The organism is Campylobacter sp. IFREMER_LSEM_CL1085, assembly GCF_025772235.1.
Lineage (GTDB): Bacteria > Campylobacterota > Campylobacteria > Campylobacterales > Campylobacteraceae > Campylobacter_D > Campylobacter_D lari_D.
The window spans coordinates 1-15790 of the sequence record NZ_JAKMRU010000002.1; the positions used below are offsets into that span (position 1 = coordinate 1).

The window sequence follows — 15790 nt, forward strand, 5'->3', positions numbered from 1 at the left end:
GATGATAGCTTATAATCAAATTATCTAAAAAATGATACCCATTACAATCATAACTTCAACAAATACTTCAAAAAAATATACAAAAAATAAATATAATTAATATCATTATAAATAAAATTATTCATAAAATATCCACTATTTAGAAAATGAATATCAATACTTTATATTATTTTATATATTTTTATTAAAATTAGAAAAAATTGGAAAATTTTATGAAACTTTTATAAAAAATTGTTATATAATACCTATTAAGTTCATAAACGAAACTTAAATAAAACCCACAAGGAGTACATCATGGGAACAAGAAAAGAACACGACTTTATTGGTGAGTTAGAAATTTCTGATGAAGTTTATTATGGAGTGCAAACTTTTAGAGCACTAGAAAACTTCAATATGAGTGGTAGAAGACTACAAGATTATCCTTATTTTGTAAAAGCTTTTGCTCAAGTTAAAAAAGCAGCTGCTCTAGCTAACAAAGAAGTTGGAGTTCTTGATGCAGATAAAGCTGATGCTATTGCTAAAGCTTGCGATAGATTGATTGCTGGTGAATTTTTAGATCAATTTGTTGTGGATATGATCCAAGGTGGTGCTGGTACTAGCACAAATATGAACACTAACGAAGTTATCACAAATATTGCTCTTGAAAGTATGGGTCATAAAAAAGGAGAATATCAATACCTTCACCCAAATGATCATACAAATTTAGGTCAATCTACAAACGATACCTATCCAAGCTCAATCAAAGTAGCAACCTATGCAAAACTTAGTGATCTTTTAAAAGCTATGGAAGGTTTAAAAGCTGAATTAGAAGCTAAAGCTAAAGAATACAAAGATATCATCAAAATGGGTAGAACAGAACTTGAAGATGCGGTTCCTACAACCTTAGGAAACACTTTCAATGCTTTTGCTAGCTATATTAAAAGTGATATTGAAAAGATCACAGCAGCTCGTGAGTCAATGAGCTATTTAAATTTAGGTGCTACAGCTATTGGAACAGGAATTAACTGCCACCCTGATTATAAATTTGTGGTTGAAAAAAAATTAAAAGAAATCACTGGTGTTGATTTTAAACCTGCTGAAAATTTCATTGCAGCTACTCAAGATACAGCTGATTTTGTACATGTAAGTGGCGCATTAAAAACTGCAGCTGTAAGATTATCTAAAATCGCAAATGATTTAAGGTTGATGAATTCAGGTCCAAGATGCGGTCTAGCTGAAATTAGTTTGCCTGCTATGCAACCGGGTAGTTCTATTATGCCAGGTAAAGTAAACCCTGTAATTTGTGAAGCAGTTGGCGAAGCTTGCTATGAAGTTATAGGTAATGATGTTACTATTATGCTTTGCTCTGAAAGAGGTGAATTTGAACTTAATGCTTTTGAGCCAGGCATTGCTTATGGGTTATTTAACTCGATCATATTGCTTGAAAATGCAATGAAAACTTTAGCTGAAAAAGCTATTAAAGGATTAAAAGCAAACCCTGAAAACTGCAAAAAACTTGTATTAAATTCAATCGGAATCGTGACTGCATTTAATCCTGTTTTAGGTTATGAAAAATCTGCAAGTATTGCAAAAGAAGCTCTAGAAACTGGAAAAGCAGTAGGTGATATTTGTCTTGAAAGAGGCTATTTACCAAAAGAAAAAATTGATGAGATTTTAACACCAGAAAATATGTTAAATCCACATATGACAGAAAAAAGAAAAGCTTAATAACTTAGGAGTTTAATCATGGATATTATGATTATTTTACAACTTGTTGTCTTCCTTGGGGCAATATTCATAGGTATCCGCCTTGGTGGCATAGCAATAGGCTATGCCGGAGGTTTGGGTGTTGTTATTTTAGGTCTTGTTTTAGGCATGAAGCCAGGTAATATTCCTTGGGATGTTATTTTAATCATCGCTGCTGCTATTGCTGCGATTTCTGCAATGCAACAAGCAGGTGGCTTAGACTACATGGTAAAAGTTACTGAAAGAATTTTGCGTAAACACCCAAAATTCATTAATTATCTTGCACCAGCTTGCGGTTGGTTACTTACTATTTTAGCAGGTACTGGTAATGCAGTATTTTCATTAATGCCTGTTGTTATTGATGTTGCAAAATCTCAAAATATTAAGCCATCAGCTCCACTTTCATTAATGGTTGTTGCTTCACAAATTGGTATTACAGCTTCTCCAGTTAGTGCTGCTGTTGTTTATATGACTGGTGTACTAGAGCCACTTGGCTGGAACTATCCTGCATTAATTGGAATTTGGATTGTAACTACTTTTGCTGCTTGTATGATTACAGCTTTTATTGTAAGTTTAATTACTCCAATGGATCTTAGCAAAGACCCTGTATATCAAGAACGCTTAAAAGCTGGTCTTGTAAAAAGCGCTTCAGATGTTTTACATAGTGAAGATAAACCGGGTGCAAAACTTTCAGTTGCTATATTTTTATTTACGGTATTAGCAGTTGTTCTTTATGCTACTGCAATTTCTAATAATATTAAATGGATTGATCCTGTAGTTATCCCAAGAGATGCTGCAATTATGAGCTTTTTATTAACTGCTGCAACTTTAATTACATTCTTATGTAAAGTTGAACCTGCAAAAATTTTAGATACAAGTGTATTTAAATCAGGTATGACAGCTTGTGTATGTGTATTTGGTGTTGCTTGGCTTGGAAATACTTTCGTTGCAGGCCATGAAGCAGGTATTAAAGAAGTAGCGGGTGAATGGGTTAAACAAACTCCTGCTATGCTTGCAGTTGCTTTCTTCTTTGCTAGTATGCTTTTATACTCTCAAGCAGCTACTGCAAAAGCTATTGTTCCAGTTATCGTTGCTGCATTAGGAATTTCAGCTACAAATCCTGCAGATTCTTATATGCTAGTTGCTTGTTTTGCTGCTGTTTCAGCACTTTTTGTACTTCCAACCTATCCTACTTTATTAGGTGCAGTTCAAATGGATGATACAGGTACAACAAGAATTGGAAAATTTATATTTAATCACGCATTCTTTATCCCGGGTGTATTGGCTATTGCTATTGCTGTTTCATTAGGATTTTTAGCAGTAGGAATGCTTTAATGCTCTTACTTTCCGCTTTTAGCGGAAAGTTTTCTTCTTTTACTTATTAACTAATTTTAAGTAGAATATTTTTTTAATTTTTAAAGAAATAAAATGGCAAAATTATCTTTAGATAGAAATAATATAAGAATCTTATTTATAGGTTATATACTTATAGCTCTTTTTGGCACTTTCATCCTTATGCTACCCATTATGCACACTAAACCAATATCTTTTTTAGATGCATTTTTTACTAGTGCTTCAGCTGTAAGTATGACAGGACTCATTGTGCTAAATACTTCATTAGATTTTAGTTTTTATGGACAGCTTGTTATTTTACTACTTATCCAAATAGGTGGTTTAGGTTATATGAGTATAGCCATGGCTTTATATATTTTAGTACGGAAAAAGATGAGTTTTGGGGAAAAAAATCTTTTAAGAGAATCCTTAATTTATCCTGGTGCTGATGGGCTTGTAGGATTTTTGAAAAAGGTTTTATTTTTTGTATTTGCTATTGAAATTGTTGGTGCTGTTTTATTATTTTTAAGATTTAAATTAGATATGAATTTAACTGATGCTCTATGGGCTAGTATTTTTCACTCCATTTCTGCTTTTAATAATGCAGGTTTTAGCATATTTGAAAGTGGCTTAATGCCTTATAGGGATGATTTTTGGATTAACTTTATCATTACCTCTTTGATTATTATTGGCGGTTTGGGCTATTTTGTATTGCTAGAATTATACTTTTTTTCAAAAAAACGCTTTGCTAGTCTAAGTCTGCATACAAAGCTTGTTTTAATTTCCACTATTATACTAATCATTTTTGCAAGTTTGATTGTGTTTTTATTTGAATATCATAACCCAAAAAGCATAGGAGAATTTTCTCTTTTTGATAAAATTATGAGTGCATATTTTACAGCGGTAAATTACCGAACTGCAGGATTTAATACTCTTGATCTTAGCACCTTTAAGGATGCAAGCTTATTTTTTGGATCTTTGTTTATGATTGTAGGTGGTGCACCAGGTGGAACTGCGGGGGGCATTAAAGTAACTACTATTGCGGTACTATTAATTTATGCATATTGGAGTATCAAAGATAGTAATGCAAGAATTTTTAACTTTGAAATTCCAAGCGAAACTATTAATAAAGCTTTCATTATAGCAGTAAGTTCAATTGTTTATATTATTACCTGCGTGTTGCTTTTATCTTTGATTGAAGATGATAAAAGTTTTTTACCTTTGCTTTTTGAAACAAGTTCAGCATTTGCCACAGTAGGTGTTTCAGTTGGCGATGGTGGGACCTTATCACTTAGTGCGCTTTTTAGCTCCGAAAGCAAACTTATTGTTATTTTACTAATGCTTAGCGGTAGAGTGGGCGTGCTTGCGTTTTTATTTAGTATATTTTTTAAAGAAAAAGAAAAATATTTAAATTACCCAAAAGGAAAAATCATACTATGAAAAAAGAAACTTATGGTATTATAGGACTTGGAAGATTTGGCTCTGTTTTAGCAAAAGAACTTATTGACCAAGGCAAAAGAGTTATTGTTTCAGATATTGATGAAGAAGCTGTTAAAGAGTTGCAAGATCATGCGGATTTTGCTTATATCTTAGATTCTACTCACACCATAGCTTTGAAAGAAGCGGGCTATTCAAATGCTGATGTTGTCATACTTAGTATAGGTGAAAATCTAGAATCAAGCATACTTACCTTCATGGCCTTAAAAGAAATAGGGGTAAAAAATATCATAGCTAAAGCAAATTCTTCTACACATGGACAAATTCTTTCAAAACTTGGGGTTAATAAAGTCATCTATCCTGAAAAAGAATCTGCAAAGCGTTTGGCTAAAATTCTTATCACTAATCCAAATTTTGAAATCATAGATCTTTCAGCCAACACCATAAAGGTAGCAAAACTTTTAATCGATGAGAATTTAGCGGGGAAAACTTTGCAATCTATTGGACAAAATTTAAAAGTCATTGCACACAAACAACATGATACTTGGAGCATTATGCCAAATCTAGAAAATACCGCTTATTTAAACGATATATTAATGCTACTTGGCACTCAAGAAGAACTTAATCAATATGATTATTGAAGATTTTAAATGCTACTTTTACTTTGCACTATCAATATGATAAATCTAGAAAAGAAACTCTAGTGTACGGCTACACAGACCCGATCCATATCCTAGGTCACTAAATTTTTAATGTCCTTGTAAAATAAGGACATTACAATGAATTAAATATAATCAAAAACTATACTTATAAGTATTCTTGAAAGCTAATTTAGAAAATATAAAAAATAAATATAACATTAAAAAGATATTTTAAGTGGTGTCAAGGGGGAGACTTGAACTCCCGACCTCCGGCTTATGAGACCAGCGCTCTAGCCAGCTGAGCTACCCTGACATAAAAAGAAGTTAAAATTATACTTTATTTTGCTTAACATTTTATAAAATACTTATTTTATAAATTTTATATATTTTTTAACTTTTTTGTGCTAAAAATATGAAATTATATTTAAAAAGGATTTTAATGCAAATTAGCTCAAGTTATGGCGGTGCCTTTTATACGCAAAATCCTTATCAAAACAAAGACAAAGAACAAACAAAAGAAAATATTTCTGAAAAAGAAAACCCACAGCAAACAAAAGAAAATAAAAACGATCAAGAAAAAGATGAAAAAACTCAAAAAGTTAATGGTAAAGACTTAAGTAGTGAAGAAGTAAAACAGGTACGAGAGCTTGAAAAAATCGACAGAGAAGTAAGGGCTCATGAAGCAGCCCACCAAGCAGCAGGTGGAGCCTTAGCAGGAGCTGCAAGTTTTGGCTATACAAGAGGTCCTGATAATAAAATGTATGCAGTTGAAGGAGAAGTGCCTATAAGAATGCAAAAAGGCAATACTCCTGAAGAAACTATAGCCAATGCTATGCAAGTAATTGCTGCAGCTATGGCACCAGCTGATCCTAGCCCTCAAGATTATAAAGTAGCAGCTAATGCTATGCAAATGCAAAATGATGCGCGCACCGAGCAAGCTAAAATAAAAGCAGAAGAATCAACGACTCAAAATGATAAAAATAAAGACGAAGACGATAAAAAAGCAAATCCAAATTCTAAAGCCATAAAATCATACACACAAAATTCATCACAAGATTACATAGGAAGTCAGTATAATAAAAGTGCATAGTGGCAGAGAGGAAGGGATTCGAACCCTCGGTGAGTTACCCCACACACGCGTTCCAGGCGTGCTCCTTCGACCACTCGGACACCTCTCTAAAAATGAAAATTATAACTTATTTTTTTAAATTTATACTAAAAAAGGGATTTTATGAAGCTTTTTTACTCTTGTTTTTATCTTTTTATTTTACTTTTTTTAAGTGCTTGTTCAAATCATGCTAATGTTAATTTATCTTATGAAAAAGCCTTTATAAACAAACAATGTGATGAAAATACTTTAACTTTAAAAAATGCAGACAAAGACACTATATACACAGGGTTAAATTTAGCCTCTTTAGCAAGAGTTTGTAAAGATTATGAAAAAAGTAATGCTTTTTTTGATAAAGCAGAAGAGGCTTACAAATATGATGTAGATTTACAAAACGGGCTTCAGAAAGCCACAAGAAATTTTAGCGAAATTTTACTTAATGACACCATCAATGATTATCAAGGTTATTTTTACGAAAGGATTATGCTAAATACCTACAAAGGTTTAAATTATATGAGCTTGGGAGATTTTAAAAATGCAAGAGTAGAGTTTAACAGAGCTTTATACAGACAAGATAGAATGAAAGAATATTTTTATGATTATATACAAAAAGCTCAAGAAGAATACCAAAAAGAGCTTCAAAAAGATAAAAAAACATATGCGAGTTTTAAGCAAAATTTAAACCCTATCTATAAACAATATGACAATCTTCTTAGCACATTTAACGCAAATAAAAATTATACTAATATCTATGCTAGTTATCTTAGTGCTTTATTTTTCTTTTTTGATAAAGATTATATTAAAGCTTATGATCTTTTAAAAGAAGTAGCATTAAGCGATGTAAAAAACAAACAACTTCAAAAACAATTTCAAGTATTTGAAAAATTCACTCATTTAAAAACATCCTTCCCTCAACAAAAATATATTTTTATCATTTATGAAGATGGTTTTAGTGCTACAAAAGAAGAATTTGATCTTACCCTGCCATTTGTTTTTAATGATAATCTTGCAAATATTAGTGTAGCTTTTGCTTATTTAAAATCAAGAAATGCTTCTTATAAATTCTTGCAAAGTCAAGATGAAAAAACACAAAATCTAATTTATTTTGATGATATTATAGCAAGTGAATTTAAAACTCTTTTACCCTCTATGGTGATGAAAACCCTAGCCTCAAGCGCTCTTAAAACTTCAATTAATTTAGCCATAGCTAATAATGATTCTAGTGGCTTTTTATCATTTATTAGCACTGTTAGCACTGCTTTAATCAATAAAGCAGATCTTAGAATGTGGCAAGCTTTACCAAAAAGTGCTAGTATTTTAATGCTAAAAAATGAAGGTTTAGTTAAAATTTATAATGATAAAGAAAAAATAATCTTTGAAGATGAGCTGGAAAAAGATAAAAATTATATTGTGCTTATAAGATCTTTTGTGCCAAATTCAAATATTATTTACAAAATTAAAGAAAAATAAGGAGATAAAATGAAAAAAAGTTTATTTTTTATGGTTTTTGCGCTTTTGATTTTCAGCGCTTGTTCTTCACAACCAAAATATACTGATGGTAAAGCTTCGCAAAAAGTTCAAGGAAACGCACTTACTTTAGGACTTGATAGAGAAGATTTTGAAAAAACTGCTGAAGGTATGATACAAAGCTTGCTTAGTGATCCTGCTTTTGCAAATTTAAATAGCTCTAATAGAAAAGTTATTGCCATAGGAAAAATCATCAATGACACCCCGCAAAGAATAGACACAGATAAACTCACTTCGAAAATTACCATAGCATTAAGAAAATCTGGTAAATTTATATTAACAACCGCTGTAGCAGCAGGTGGAGCAAAAGATAGTTTATCTCATGATGTAAGAGATTTAAGAGACAATGAAGAATTTAATCAAAATTCCATAGCTAAAAAAGGCACACTTTTGGCCCCAAATTTCTCACTTTCTGGTAAAATCAGACAAGATACCATTAAACTTTATAATGGCAAAATCCAAACTGAATATTTTTTCCATTTAATTCTTACAGATTTAACTAGCGGTTTAGCTTTTTGGGAAGATGAAAAAACTATTGATAAAACAGGTAAAAGCAAGAGTGTAACATGGTAAAAAAACTACTAATTCTTTTTTTCGCTCTTGTTTATTTTTGTCAAGCACAAAGTGCTTTAAACAAAGAAAGTTATGGTGAGGGTTTTGGAAATACAAGAAGTGAAGCAATAAAAAATGCCATCAATGAAGCTCTTGGGAAAATGGAGGGTTTAAAACAAGTTAAGCTTAAAAAATTCGAATTTAGCTTTAATGGAAATTTCAATATAGGTTATGATGAAGAAATAGACTTAGTTAGCAATGGAGTTTTTAATAGCTATGATATTAAATCTTTAACTCAAACAAATCAAAATGAATTCCATGCAAAAGTTGTAATTTACAAAAAACTTTATAGTGAAAAAAATCTTGAAGATAAAAGTTCGCTAATTATCATCAATAAAGTTAAAGATGAACTTTCGGCTAAATTTGAACAAGAGCTTTTAAGCGTTTTGCTCCAAAGTAAAAAATTTAGAATTTTAGATAGAGCAAATCTTGATCTTTATAATCAAGAAAAATCTTTACTTATAAAAAATGCAAGCGATGATGAACTTGTTAAGCTTTATAATGTTTTAGGGGCTGATTTTTTACTTATTTTAAATCCTAAAATAACACAAACACAAAATGAAATTAACACTCAAACTTATAATATTAACATTGATTATCGTTTGATAGAATTTGCTACAACTCAAATCAAAGCTTCCAATACCCTAGAATTTAAAATGAGTTCTACAAGCAAATCAAGCAAACAAAAAGCCCTTAGAGGTATAGCTACAAAAATTACCGAAGATATTTTTAAACATTCTAAAGACAATGACAAAGAAGAAGAAATAGAACATGGTTTGGATGCAAACTATCAAATCAACAATGAAGGTGGAGTTAATTTAGGTTTTTAAAATGCAAAAAGCATGGGATATTAATGCAAAATTTTGGGATGTACAAATGGGAGATGATTCTAATGAATTTCATAAAAAAGTTGTGCGTCCTAAAGTTGAAGAATTGCTAAACATACAAGATGATGATTATATTTTAGATATTGCTTGTGGAAATGGAAATTTTTCCGCTTATATGTGCAAAAAATACAACATAAATATTTATGCTTTTGATTATAGTGATCAAATGATAAAATTAGCAAAACAAAGATGGAAAAATTTTTTACACAAAATTCATTTTCAAACCATAGACGCTAGCGATGAATTAACTTTGCAAAATTTAGCTAAAAAACACACATTTAGCAAAGCTGTTTCAAATATGGCTATCATGGATATGGAAAATATCCAGCCCTTATTTAAAAGTCTTTATTTTCTACTAAAAGAAAATGGAATTTTTGTTTTTGCTACTCAACATCCTTGTTTTGTAACATTAACTAAAAAATATCTTAGTCCGCATAATTATCTTGGGTATGCATTTGAAAAACAACCTGTAAAACATCACTACTACCACCGTTCTTTAGAAGAAATTTTCAACACTTGTTTTAAAAATGGTTTTATCATAGATGGATTTTTTGAAGAACCTTTTTTAGATGAAGAATTTCCTGAAATTATAATTGTCCGAGCAAGGAAAATCAGTTTTTAAATTGCAAAAACTCACATCTTTTGCAAAGATCCGCTTTTAAAATTCCTTGCTTGAAGCCTTCTTTTAATTCTATATATAAAGACGAATTTAAAAGCTCGCTAAAATCTTTTTCAAAACAATTTCCAAGTTTTATATCCCCTTTAGTATCCAAACAACAAGGCACTAAAGTTCCATCGCTTAAAATAGCAATTTGTCCATTTAAAGCATGACAACACCCATTCTCCCTAATAACCTCATCTTTCAAAGAAGGCCATTTAAAAAGCCTAGCTTGGTGTAATATAACATGCCTTTCTAGGCGATTTTTAACTTTTTGATTTTGAATTTTTATTTTAAAAATTTGTTCTAAAAAATCATAAATTTTTTCATTTTCTAAAGGTGGATTAAAATTTTTATCTAAATTCCAAAGTCTTAAGTTGATAAAAGAATTGTTTTTATTTTCCAAGTGCAAAAAAATAAGTTTTAAAACAGGCTCAAAGTATTCTTTTAAGCTCATTTTACTTTGAGATAAAAAAGCACCCAAAGAGATATTAATTTGGTGTATATTTTTAAAACTTAAAGCAAGATTGATTTTTTCTTCATCAAAATAAAACCCACTCGTAGTAAGCTCTATTTGCATATTAAATTTTAAAGCTATTTTTAAATACTCTTTTAAATTTAAAATCCTTAAAGGATCTCCAAGCACATGAAATGTAAAAAACTTGGCATGATTATGTACGCTTTTACAAATTTTTTCAAAGTCTTCAAGGCTCATTTGTTTTCTTTGGGCTTTTTGACTAGGACAAAAATCACATTTTAAACCGCAAATATCACTTAATTCTATATAAATTTTCTCAAAATACATAATCACTCTTTTTAAAAAGCTCAAATGCTTTTAAAGCAAGTTTTGAAAGCGTGATATACTCTAATTCTTTATAAGCAAAAGCTTTAGCTTTTAAATCTTCAAAATCATCATCTTTTAAAAAATACACCTTGGCATTAATTTTATATTTGGTGTAAGAGTGTTTAAATTCACCTATAAATTTTGCATTTTTTTCTTTATTGTATTCTAAAAAATTATACATATTAAAATATAGCTTTTCTTTACTTTTGATAAGCAAAAACTGCTCATTTTTTTGCACTATGAGTATATTTAAAATAATATTTTCATATTGAGTTTTTTTAGATACATGAAATTTTTCATATTCATTTTTTCCACTACAAAAACTCTCTATGGGGCAAAGCTTGCATTTTGCATTTTTAGGTAAACAAATCAAAGCCCCTATATCCAACAAAGCTTGATTATGATCAAATGCATTATCATAGTTTAAAAACTCTTTTGCTTTTTGCGTTAAAAGTTTAGAGTTTGGATTTTGCAAACTATAAAATCTACTCAAAACTCTTTTAATATTTGCATCCACAAAAGCTTTAGCTTGTAAAAAACCAAAACAAGCTATAGCACCAGCTGTATATTCTCCAATACCAGGAAGTTTTTGAAGCTCTTTAATATCAAATGGTAATTTTGCATTAAATTCTTGCACACAAATTTTTGCACATTTATGTATATTCCTAGCTCTAGTATAATACCCAAGTCCTTGCCAAGCTTTTAAAACCTCATCTTCGCTTGCCATAGAAAGTGCTTTTAAAGAAGGAAATTTAGCTAAAAACTGAAAATAATAATTTTGCAAAACACTATTTACTTGAGTTTGTTGTAACATAATCTCGCTAATATAAACAGCATAAGCATTATCAATATTTTTTAGCTTTTTTAAATCATCCTCGCTACCATATTTTCTATATTCTTTATGCAAAATACGCCAAGGAAGGTTTTTTCTACCATTCTCGTTATACCATTTTAAAATACTTTCATGAATTTTTTGCATTAAAACTTTCTTTGTTTTTAAAAATTATACAATCTATTCTTAAAAGCTTTATGTTAAAATTAAAAAATATTTTTAAAAAGGAGTAAAAATGAAAAGTTTTTTAAAAGGTTTAGGATTAGGATTACTTTGTTTGGTATTGTTTGTACTAGGAGTAGTTTTTAATACTGAATTTTTAGGTTTAAAAAATCATAATAAACAAAATGTAGAATTTTCAAGAAATATAGAAGTATCAAATGAAATCATGCCAAATGTTTTTAATGCTGTTTTAAATTTTAGTGCGAGCGAAGAACTTAGTAAAAAAACTATCATCTCTAGTGATGAAAAAAATCATATTGCTAAAACTTTCAAAGAAATTTCAGATCGTATTGCCAAAGAAGACTATTGTAAAGGTGGAAGTTATACTTTAGAGCCAAGTTATAATTATTATCAAGGAGTAAAAACACTTAATGGGTATAGATTGTATTCTAATTTCACTTGTCAAATCCCACAAAATAAAAATAAAGACTATGAAAATCTTATAAAAGATATAGAAAATATCAGCAATACTAATACTTTAATTTCTTTTAATACTAAAGCCTTGCAAGCAGGATTTGACGAAGCAACCTTAGAAGCAAACAAAGAAGATTTATACGATCTTGCGTTTAAAAAAGCTTTTGAAAAAGCTCAATATTATTCTAAAACTTTAATAAAAACTTGCATAGTAAAAAATGTTCATTTTGATAGTTGTAATATCAAATACAATTCTCCAAGTTTAGCAGCTAGTGCAGATAGTGTAGTGCTTCCTGTTATTAAAAATGAAAAGCAAAGCTTAAAAGCTAATGTGCTTTTTGTTTGTCAATAAATTTTATTTTGGCTTTATCTTGGGTTTTTATAATTTCTCATCATTAATTTAAAGGAGAAAAAATGAAAAAAATTATAGGTTTATTTATTATGGGTTCTTTAGCAGCCTCTTTAGCATTTAGTGCTGATTTTTCCAAAAAAAGCAATGATGAAATTTTAAATCTTGCAAAAAGCGTAAAAGCACAAGATCAAGCTGACTTAATTATAGAAATGAAAAAGAGAATGAATGAGATGAAATACAAAGACGCAAAAGTTTTTCATCAACAATTTAAAAGTAACTTACGCGAAAACATCTCTAAACTTTCTCCTCAAGAAAGAAGTCAAAGAAAGGCTATCGTTCAAGAAGATATGCAAAAACTAACCGATGAAATGAGTGGCAAAGAAATACGAGATTTAAATTTACATCATTATAACAAAAATGAACACAAAACCCATAAAATGAATCATCAAGGGCATGGTGCAAATCATGGAAATTGCTCAATGAGATAAAATGGCAGCAAAAATTCTACTCTTAGAAGATGATTTAAGCTTAAATGAAATCATCAATGAAGCCTTAAGCGATGAAGGTTTTAAAGTCTCTTGTGTATATGATGCACAAGAGGCACTAGAAAAAGCTTATGAAGAAAATTTTGATCTTTGGATTTTTGATATTAAAGTTCCAAAAGGCAATGGTTTTGAAGTATTAAAGGAATTAAGAGAAAGTGCTAAAAACACTCCTGCTATATTTTTAACTTCTTTATCCATGCTTGATGATGTAAAACAAGGATTTTTATCAGGTTGTGATGATTATATTAAAAAGCCTTTTGATGTTGATGAGTTAATTATCCGTGTAAAAAATATCATTAAAAGAAATTTTAGTCATCAAAAGGAAGACTTAATCTTACTTAGCTCTTCAAAAAATATTTCTTTTGATCCTATCAATAAAACCCTTTATCAAAATGAAGAAATTATCAACCTAACTAATAAAGAAAAAGAACTCCTAGCTTTACTTTTAAAAAAACGCCCTCATTTTGTAAATATAGAAACTATTTTTGACGAAATTTGGAGTTTAGATGAAGAGCCTGTGATTATGAGCCTTAGGGTGTATATCAAAAATTTAAGAAAAATTCTTGGTAAAGACCTTATCATCAATCAAAGAAATATAGGCTATGCCATTAGGCTAGAAAATGAAAAGTGAAAACTTTAATAATACCATTTTTAAAATCCTAGCCCTTTATATCATCACAAGTGGCGTATTTTTAACGATTTTTTTTATTACTTTTTATCAAAAAGAAGCAAATTATATACGATTAAATCAAATCACACACTCATACACTCACTATAATTATATTTTACAAAATATCATTGAAGCAAGACACGATAAAAATTTATTAAACAAAGATGATTTTTCTTATATTTCTAAAAAAATAAATACTCAATTTGCTATTGTTGCAAACAATCAAATCATTTTTAGTAATTTAACTTTTGATGCTTTAAAAATATTAACACAGCTTAAAGAAAACAACTTTATTTACAACGAAAACAAAAGATTATTCATAGATTTTTCAAGGATTAGAAATCTTAATACTTATATAGATACGAGTAATTTAAGAAAGCCAAAACACCATTCTCATTTTTTGAGACATAAAAATATCCATATCATTATAGAAACAGAAGATCTTGGCTTTAAAAAAGAACAATACCGCAAAGATAATTACAATAATTTAGATATTAACGATTATGCTAATGAACTTTGGAAACTAAAATTAAAAACTATTTTTTATACACTTATATGTATTTTACTACTTGCTATAATTGCTTATATACTCATCTTGCTTGTTTTTAAAAATATCAAAGAACAATTTAAAACACTCAATGATTTTATTAAAGATACCACACATGAAATTAACACGCCTTTGAGCGTGATTTTAGCTAGTATTAAAAAATTTGATGATACAAATTTAAATCCAAATAACACTAAAAAACTAAATCATATCAAACTAGCAAGTAAAAATTTAAATCATATCTATCAAAACCTCATAGCCTTAAATTTTTTCTTACAAAAAGAAAATACAAAAGAAGATATAAATTTAAAAGAGCTTTTAGAACAAAGATTAGAATATTTTGACACTTTAATCTCTCAAAAAAATCTCATCATTGAAAAAGAGCTTTTAGAACAAAATTTCTATGCAAATAAAGAAGAAATGCAAATTTTACTTGACAATCTTTTAAGCAATGCCATAAAATACACCAATACTAATAAAAAAATCTTTATTTATTTAAAAGAAAAAACACTTAGTATTAAAGATGAAGGTCAAGGTATGAGCGCTAAAGAAATTACTCAAATTTTTACACGCTACAAACGCTTTAATCAAGACCAAGGTGGTTTTGGCATAGGCTTAAATTTAGTCAAACAAATAGCCGATAAAAACAATATCAACATAAAAGTTTTGAGTAAAAAAGATAAAGGAAGTGAATTTATACTTTCTTGGTAGGGATAAAAATGGAAATTTGCTTAGAAAAAATTAAAATAGATAACGCTTGGAAGGAATTTTTAAAAGAAGAGTTTTTAAAGCCTTATTTTTTAGAAATAAAAACTCATTATATCAATGCTTTAAATGAAAGAAAAACTATATATCCACCCGCGAATTTAATCTTTAATGCTTTTAATCTAACCCCTTTACAAGATTTAAAAATCATACTTTTAGGACAAGATCCTTACCACAACCCTCATCAAGCCATGGGTTTGAGCTTTAGCGTGCCAATGGGTGTTAAAATTCCCCCATCTTTACTTAATATCTATAAAGAATTGCAAGATGATTTAAACATCCCTATAGCAAAACATGGTGATTTAAGTAAATGGGCTAAACAAGGAATTTTACTTTTAAATTCTATTTTAAGTGTAGAAGCAAATAAACCTGCATCACATGCACATTTTGGTTGGCAAAAATTTACCGATGCGGTTATATCAAAACTTAGCAATGAAAAAGAAGGATTGATATTTTTACTTTGGGGAAATTATGCTAAAAATAAAAAAAATTTAATCAACCCTCAAAAACACTTTATCCTAGAAGCAGCACATCCTTCGCCTTTAGCAAGAAATGCTTTTTTAGGTTGCAAGCATTTTTCAAAAAGTAATGAAATTTTATCAAAACTTGGTAAAAGTCTTATTGATTGGAATTTAAACCCTTAATTTACTTAAAACTTATATACTTTCAAAA

At 29.3% G+C, this 15790-nt stretch carries 16 protein-coding genes and 2 tRNA genes; 14 read left to right on the forward strand and 4 right to left on the reverse strand.

Annotation, left to right across the window (positions count from 1 at the left end; genetic code table 11):
* Nucleotides 1–294: 294 nt before the first annotated feature.
* The 4 genes from L8W56_RS01045 (at nucleotide 295) to L8W56_RS01060 (ending at nucleotide 5135) form a co-directional block, all read left to right on the forward strand.
* Nucleotides 295–1707 (forward strand): aspartate ammonia-lyase, encoded by a 1413-nt coding sequence (locus L8W56_RS01045; RefSeq protein ID WP_263659141.1) that lies wholly within the window; start codon nucleotides 295–297, stop codon nucleotides 1705–1707.
* 18 nt (nucleotides 1708–1725) lie between these two features.
* Nucleotides 1726–3060, forward strand: coding sequence for an anaerobic C4-dicarboxylate transporter (locus L8W56_RS01050; protein WP_133319185.1), 1335 nt, complete (start codon nucleotides 1726–1728; stop codon nucleotides 3058–3060).
* 93 nt (nucleotides 3061–3153) lie between these two features.
* Nucleotides 3154–4497, forward strand: coding sequence for a TrkH family potassium uptake protein (locus tag L8W56_RS01055; RefSeq protein WP_133319184.1), 1344 nt, complete (start codon nucleotides 3154–3156; stop codon nucleotides 4495–4497).
* Nucleotides 4494–5135 carry a potassium channel family protein gene (locus L8W56_RS01060; protein WP_133319183.1) on the forward strand — a complete coding sequence of 214 codons (642 nt, stop codon included), beginning with the start codon at nucleotides 4494–4496 and terminating at the stop codon, nucleotides 5133–5135. The genes L8W56_RS01055 and L8W56_RS01060 overlap by 4 nt, the downstream gene beginning before the upstream one ends.
* Nucleotides 5136–5371: 236 nt before the next feature.
* Here the strand turns inward: L8W56_RS01060 and L8W56_RS01065 are convergent.
* Nucleotides 5372–5448, reverse strand: a tRNA-Met gene (locus L8W56_RS01065).
* Nucleotides 5449–5574: 126 nt separating this feature from the next.
* Here L8W56_RS01065 and L8W56_RS01070 point away from each other — a divergent pair.
* Nucleotides 5575–6225 carry a putative metalloprotease CJM1_0395 family protein gene (locus L8W56_RS01070; protein WP_263659143.1) on the forward strand — a complete coding sequence of 217 codons (651 nt, stop codon included), beginning with the start codon at nucleotides 5575–5577 and terminating at the stop codon, nucleotides 6223–6225.
* Here L8W56_RS01070 and L8W56_RS01075 read toward each other — a convergent pair.
* Nucleotides 6226–6313: transfer RNA gene (locus L8W56_RS01075), tRNA-Ser, on the reverse strand.
* A 53-nt stretch (nucleotides 6314–6366) separates the two neighbouring features.
* On the opposite strand from L8W56_RS01075, the gene L8W56_RS01080 reads away from it, so the two are divergent.
* From L8W56_RS01080 to L8W56_RS01095, 4 genes are read left to right on the forward strand one after another with little or no spacing between them, the layout of a single operon-like run.
* Nucleotides 6367–7713, forward strand: coding sequence for a hypothetical protein (locus L8W56_RS01080; RefSeq protein ID WP_263659144.1), 1347 nt, complete (start codon nucleotides 6367–6369; stop codon nucleotides 7711–7713).
* A 9-nt stretch (nucleotides 7714–7722) separates the two neighbouring features.
* On the forward strand, nucleotides 7723–8343 hold the full coding sequence (lpoB, locus tag L8W56_RS01085; protein WP_263659145.1) for a penicillin-binding protein activator LpoB: 621 nt from the start codon (nucleotides 7723–7725) through the stop codon (nucleotides 8341–8343).
* Nucleotides 8337–9212 carry a CsgG/HfaB family protein gene (locus L8W56_RS01090; protein ID WP_243705634.1) on the forward strand — a complete coding sequence of 292 codons (876 nt, stop codon included), beginning with the start codon at nucleotides 8337–8339 and terminating at the stop codon, nucleotides 9210–9212. The genes lpoB and L8W56_RS01090 overlap by 7 nt, the downstream gene beginning before the upstream one ends.
* A 1-nt stretch (nucleotide 9213) precedes the next feature.
* Nucleotides 9214–9891 (forward strand): class I SAM-dependent methyltransferase, encoded by a 678-nt coding sequence (locus L8W56_RS01095; RefSeq protein ID WP_263659146.1) that lies wholly within the window; start codon nucleotides 9214–9216, stop codon nucleotides 9889–9891.
* Here L8W56_RS01095 and L8W56_RS01100 read toward each other — a convergent pair.
* Both L8W56_RS01100 and mutY read right to left on the reverse strand, forming a co-directional pair.
* The gene (locus L8W56_RS01100; RefSeq protein WP_263659147.1) at nucleotides 9881–10732 is read right to left on the reverse strand and encodes a radical SAM/SPASM domain-containing protein; all 852 of its coding nucleotides are present in this window, start codon (nucleotides 10730–10732) and stop codon (nucleotides 9881–9883) included. The two genes, L8W56_RS01095 and L8W56_RS01100, sit on opposite strands and share 11 nt — an antisense overlap.
* Nucleotides 10722–11750 carry an A/G-specific adenine glycosylase gene (gene mutY / locus L8W56_RS01105; RefSeq protein ID WP_263659148.1) on the reverse strand — a complete coding sequence of 343 codons (1029 nt, stop codon included), beginning with the start codon at nucleotides 11748–11750 and terminating at the stop codon, nucleotides 10722–10724. Before mutY ends, L8W56_RS01100 begins: the two co-directional genes overlap by 11 nt.
* An 88-nt stretch (nucleotides 11751–11838) precedes the next feature.
* Here mutY and L8W56_RS01110 point away from each other — a divergent pair, with 88 nt between their 5' ends.
* From L8W56_RS01110 to ung, 5 genes are all read left to right on the forward strand, one after another.
* Nucleotides 11839–12591 carry an SIMPL domain-containing protein gene (locus L8W56_RS01110; protein ID WP_263659149.1) on the forward strand — a complete coding sequence of 251 codons (753 nt, stop codon included), beginning with the start codon at nucleotides 11839–11841 and terminating at the stop codon, nucleotides 12589–12591.
* A gap of 62 nt (nucleotides 12592–12653) precedes the next feature.
* Nucleotides 12654–13079 carry a DUF1104 domain-containing protein gene (locus tag L8W56_RS01115; RefSeq protein WP_133319176.1) on the forward strand — a complete coding sequence of 142 codons (426 nt, stop codon included), beginning with the start codon at nucleotides 12654–12656 and terminating at the stop codon, nucleotides 13077–13079.
* Nucleotide 13080: 1 nt separating this feature from the next.
* Nucleotides 13081–13767 (forward strand): response regulator transcription factor, encoded by a 687-nt coding sequence (locus L8W56_RS01120; protein ID WP_263659150.1) that lies wholly within the window; start codon nucleotides 13081–13083, stop codon nucleotides 13765–13767.
* Nucleotides 13757–15064 (forward strand): sensor histidine kinase, encoded by a 1308-nt coding sequence (locus L8W56_RS01125; RefSeq protein ID WP_263659151.1) that lies wholly within the window; start codon nucleotides 13757–13759, stop codon nucleotides 15062–15064. The genes L8W56_RS01120 and L8W56_RS01125 overlap by 11 nt, the downstream gene beginning before the upstream one ends.
* An 8-nt stretch (nucleotides 15065–15072) precedes the next feature.
* Nucleotides 15073–15762: a uracil-DNA glycosylase gene (ung, locus tag L8W56_RS01130; RefSeq protein ID WP_220567033.1), complete on the forward strand. Its 690-nt coding sequence runs from the start codon at nucleotides 15073–15075 to the stop codon at nucleotides 15760–15762.
* The last annotated feature ends 28 nt before the right edge of the window (nucleotides 15763–15790 follow it).

What these genes read in the sequence shown, in the direction of transcription:
- L8W56_RS01045 (WP_263659141.1), top strand. Translation starts at nt 295, where the DNA reads ATGGGAACAAGAAAAGAACACGACTTTATTGGTGAGTTAGAAATTTCT.
- L8W56_RS01050 (WP_133319185.1), top strand. Translation starts at nt 1,726, where the DNA reads ATGGATATTATGATTATTTTACAACTTGTTGTCTTCCTTGGGGCAATA.
- L8W56_RS01055 (WP_133319184.1), top strand. Translation starts at nt 3,154, where the DNA reads ATGGCAAAATTATCTTTAGATAGAAATAATATAAGAATCTTATTTATA.
- L8W56_RS01060 (WP_133319183.1), top strand. Translation starts at nt 4,494, where the DNA reads ATGAAAAAAGAAACTTATGGTATTATAGGACTTGGAAGATTTGGCTCT.
- L8W56_RS01070 (WP_263659143.1), top strand. Translation starts at nt 5,575, where the DNA reads ATGCAAATTAGCTCAAGTTATGGCGGTGCCTTTTATACGCAAAATCCT.
- L8W56_RS01080 (WP_263659144.1), top strand. Translation starts at nt 6,367, where the DNA reads ATGAAGCTTTTTTACTCTTGTTTTTATCTTTTTATTTTACTTTTTTTA.
- lpoB (WP_263659145.1), top strand. Translation starts at nt 7,723, where the DNA reads ATGAAAAAAAGTTTATTTTTTATGGTTTTTGCGCTTTTGATTTTCAGC.
- L8W56_RS01090 (WP_243705634.1), top strand. Translation starts at nt 8,337, where the DNA reads ATGGTAAAAAAACTACTAATTCTTTTTTTCGCTCTTGTTTATTTTTGT.
- L8W56_RS01095 (WP_263659146.1), top strand. Translation starts at nt 9,214, where the DNA reads ATGCAAAAAGCATGGGATATTAATGCAAAATTTTGGGATGTACAAATG.
- L8W56_RS01100 (WP_263659147.1), bottom strand. Translation starts at nt 10,732, where the DNA reads ATGTATTTTGAGAAAATTTATATAGAATTAAGTGATATTTGCGGTTTA.
- mutY (WP_263659148.1), bottom strand. Translation starts at nt 11,750, where the DNA reads ATGCAAAAAATTCATGAAAGTATTTTAAAATGGTATAACGAGAATGGT.
- L8W56_RS01110 (WP_263659149.1), top strand. Translation starts at nt 11,839, where the DNA reads ATGAAAAGTTTTTTAAAAGGTTTAGGATTAGGATTACTTTGTTTGGTA.
- L8W56_RS01115 (WP_133319176.1), top strand. Translation starts at nt 12,654, where the DNA reads ATGAAAAAAATTATAGGTTTATTTATTATGGGTTCTTTAGCAGCCTCT.
- L8W56_RS01120 (WP_263659150.1), top strand. Translation starts at nt 13,081, where the DNA reads ATGGCAGCAAAAATTCTACTCTTAGAAGATGATTTAAGCTTAAATGAA.
- L8W56_RS01125 (WP_263659151.1), top strand. Translation starts at nt 13,757, where the DNA reads ATGAAAAGTGAAAACTTTAATAATACCATTTTTAAAATCCTAGCCCTT.
- ung (WP_220567033.1), top strand. Translation starts at nt 15,073, where the DNA reads ATGGAAATTTGCTTAGAAAAAATTAAAATAGATAACGCTTGGAAGGAA.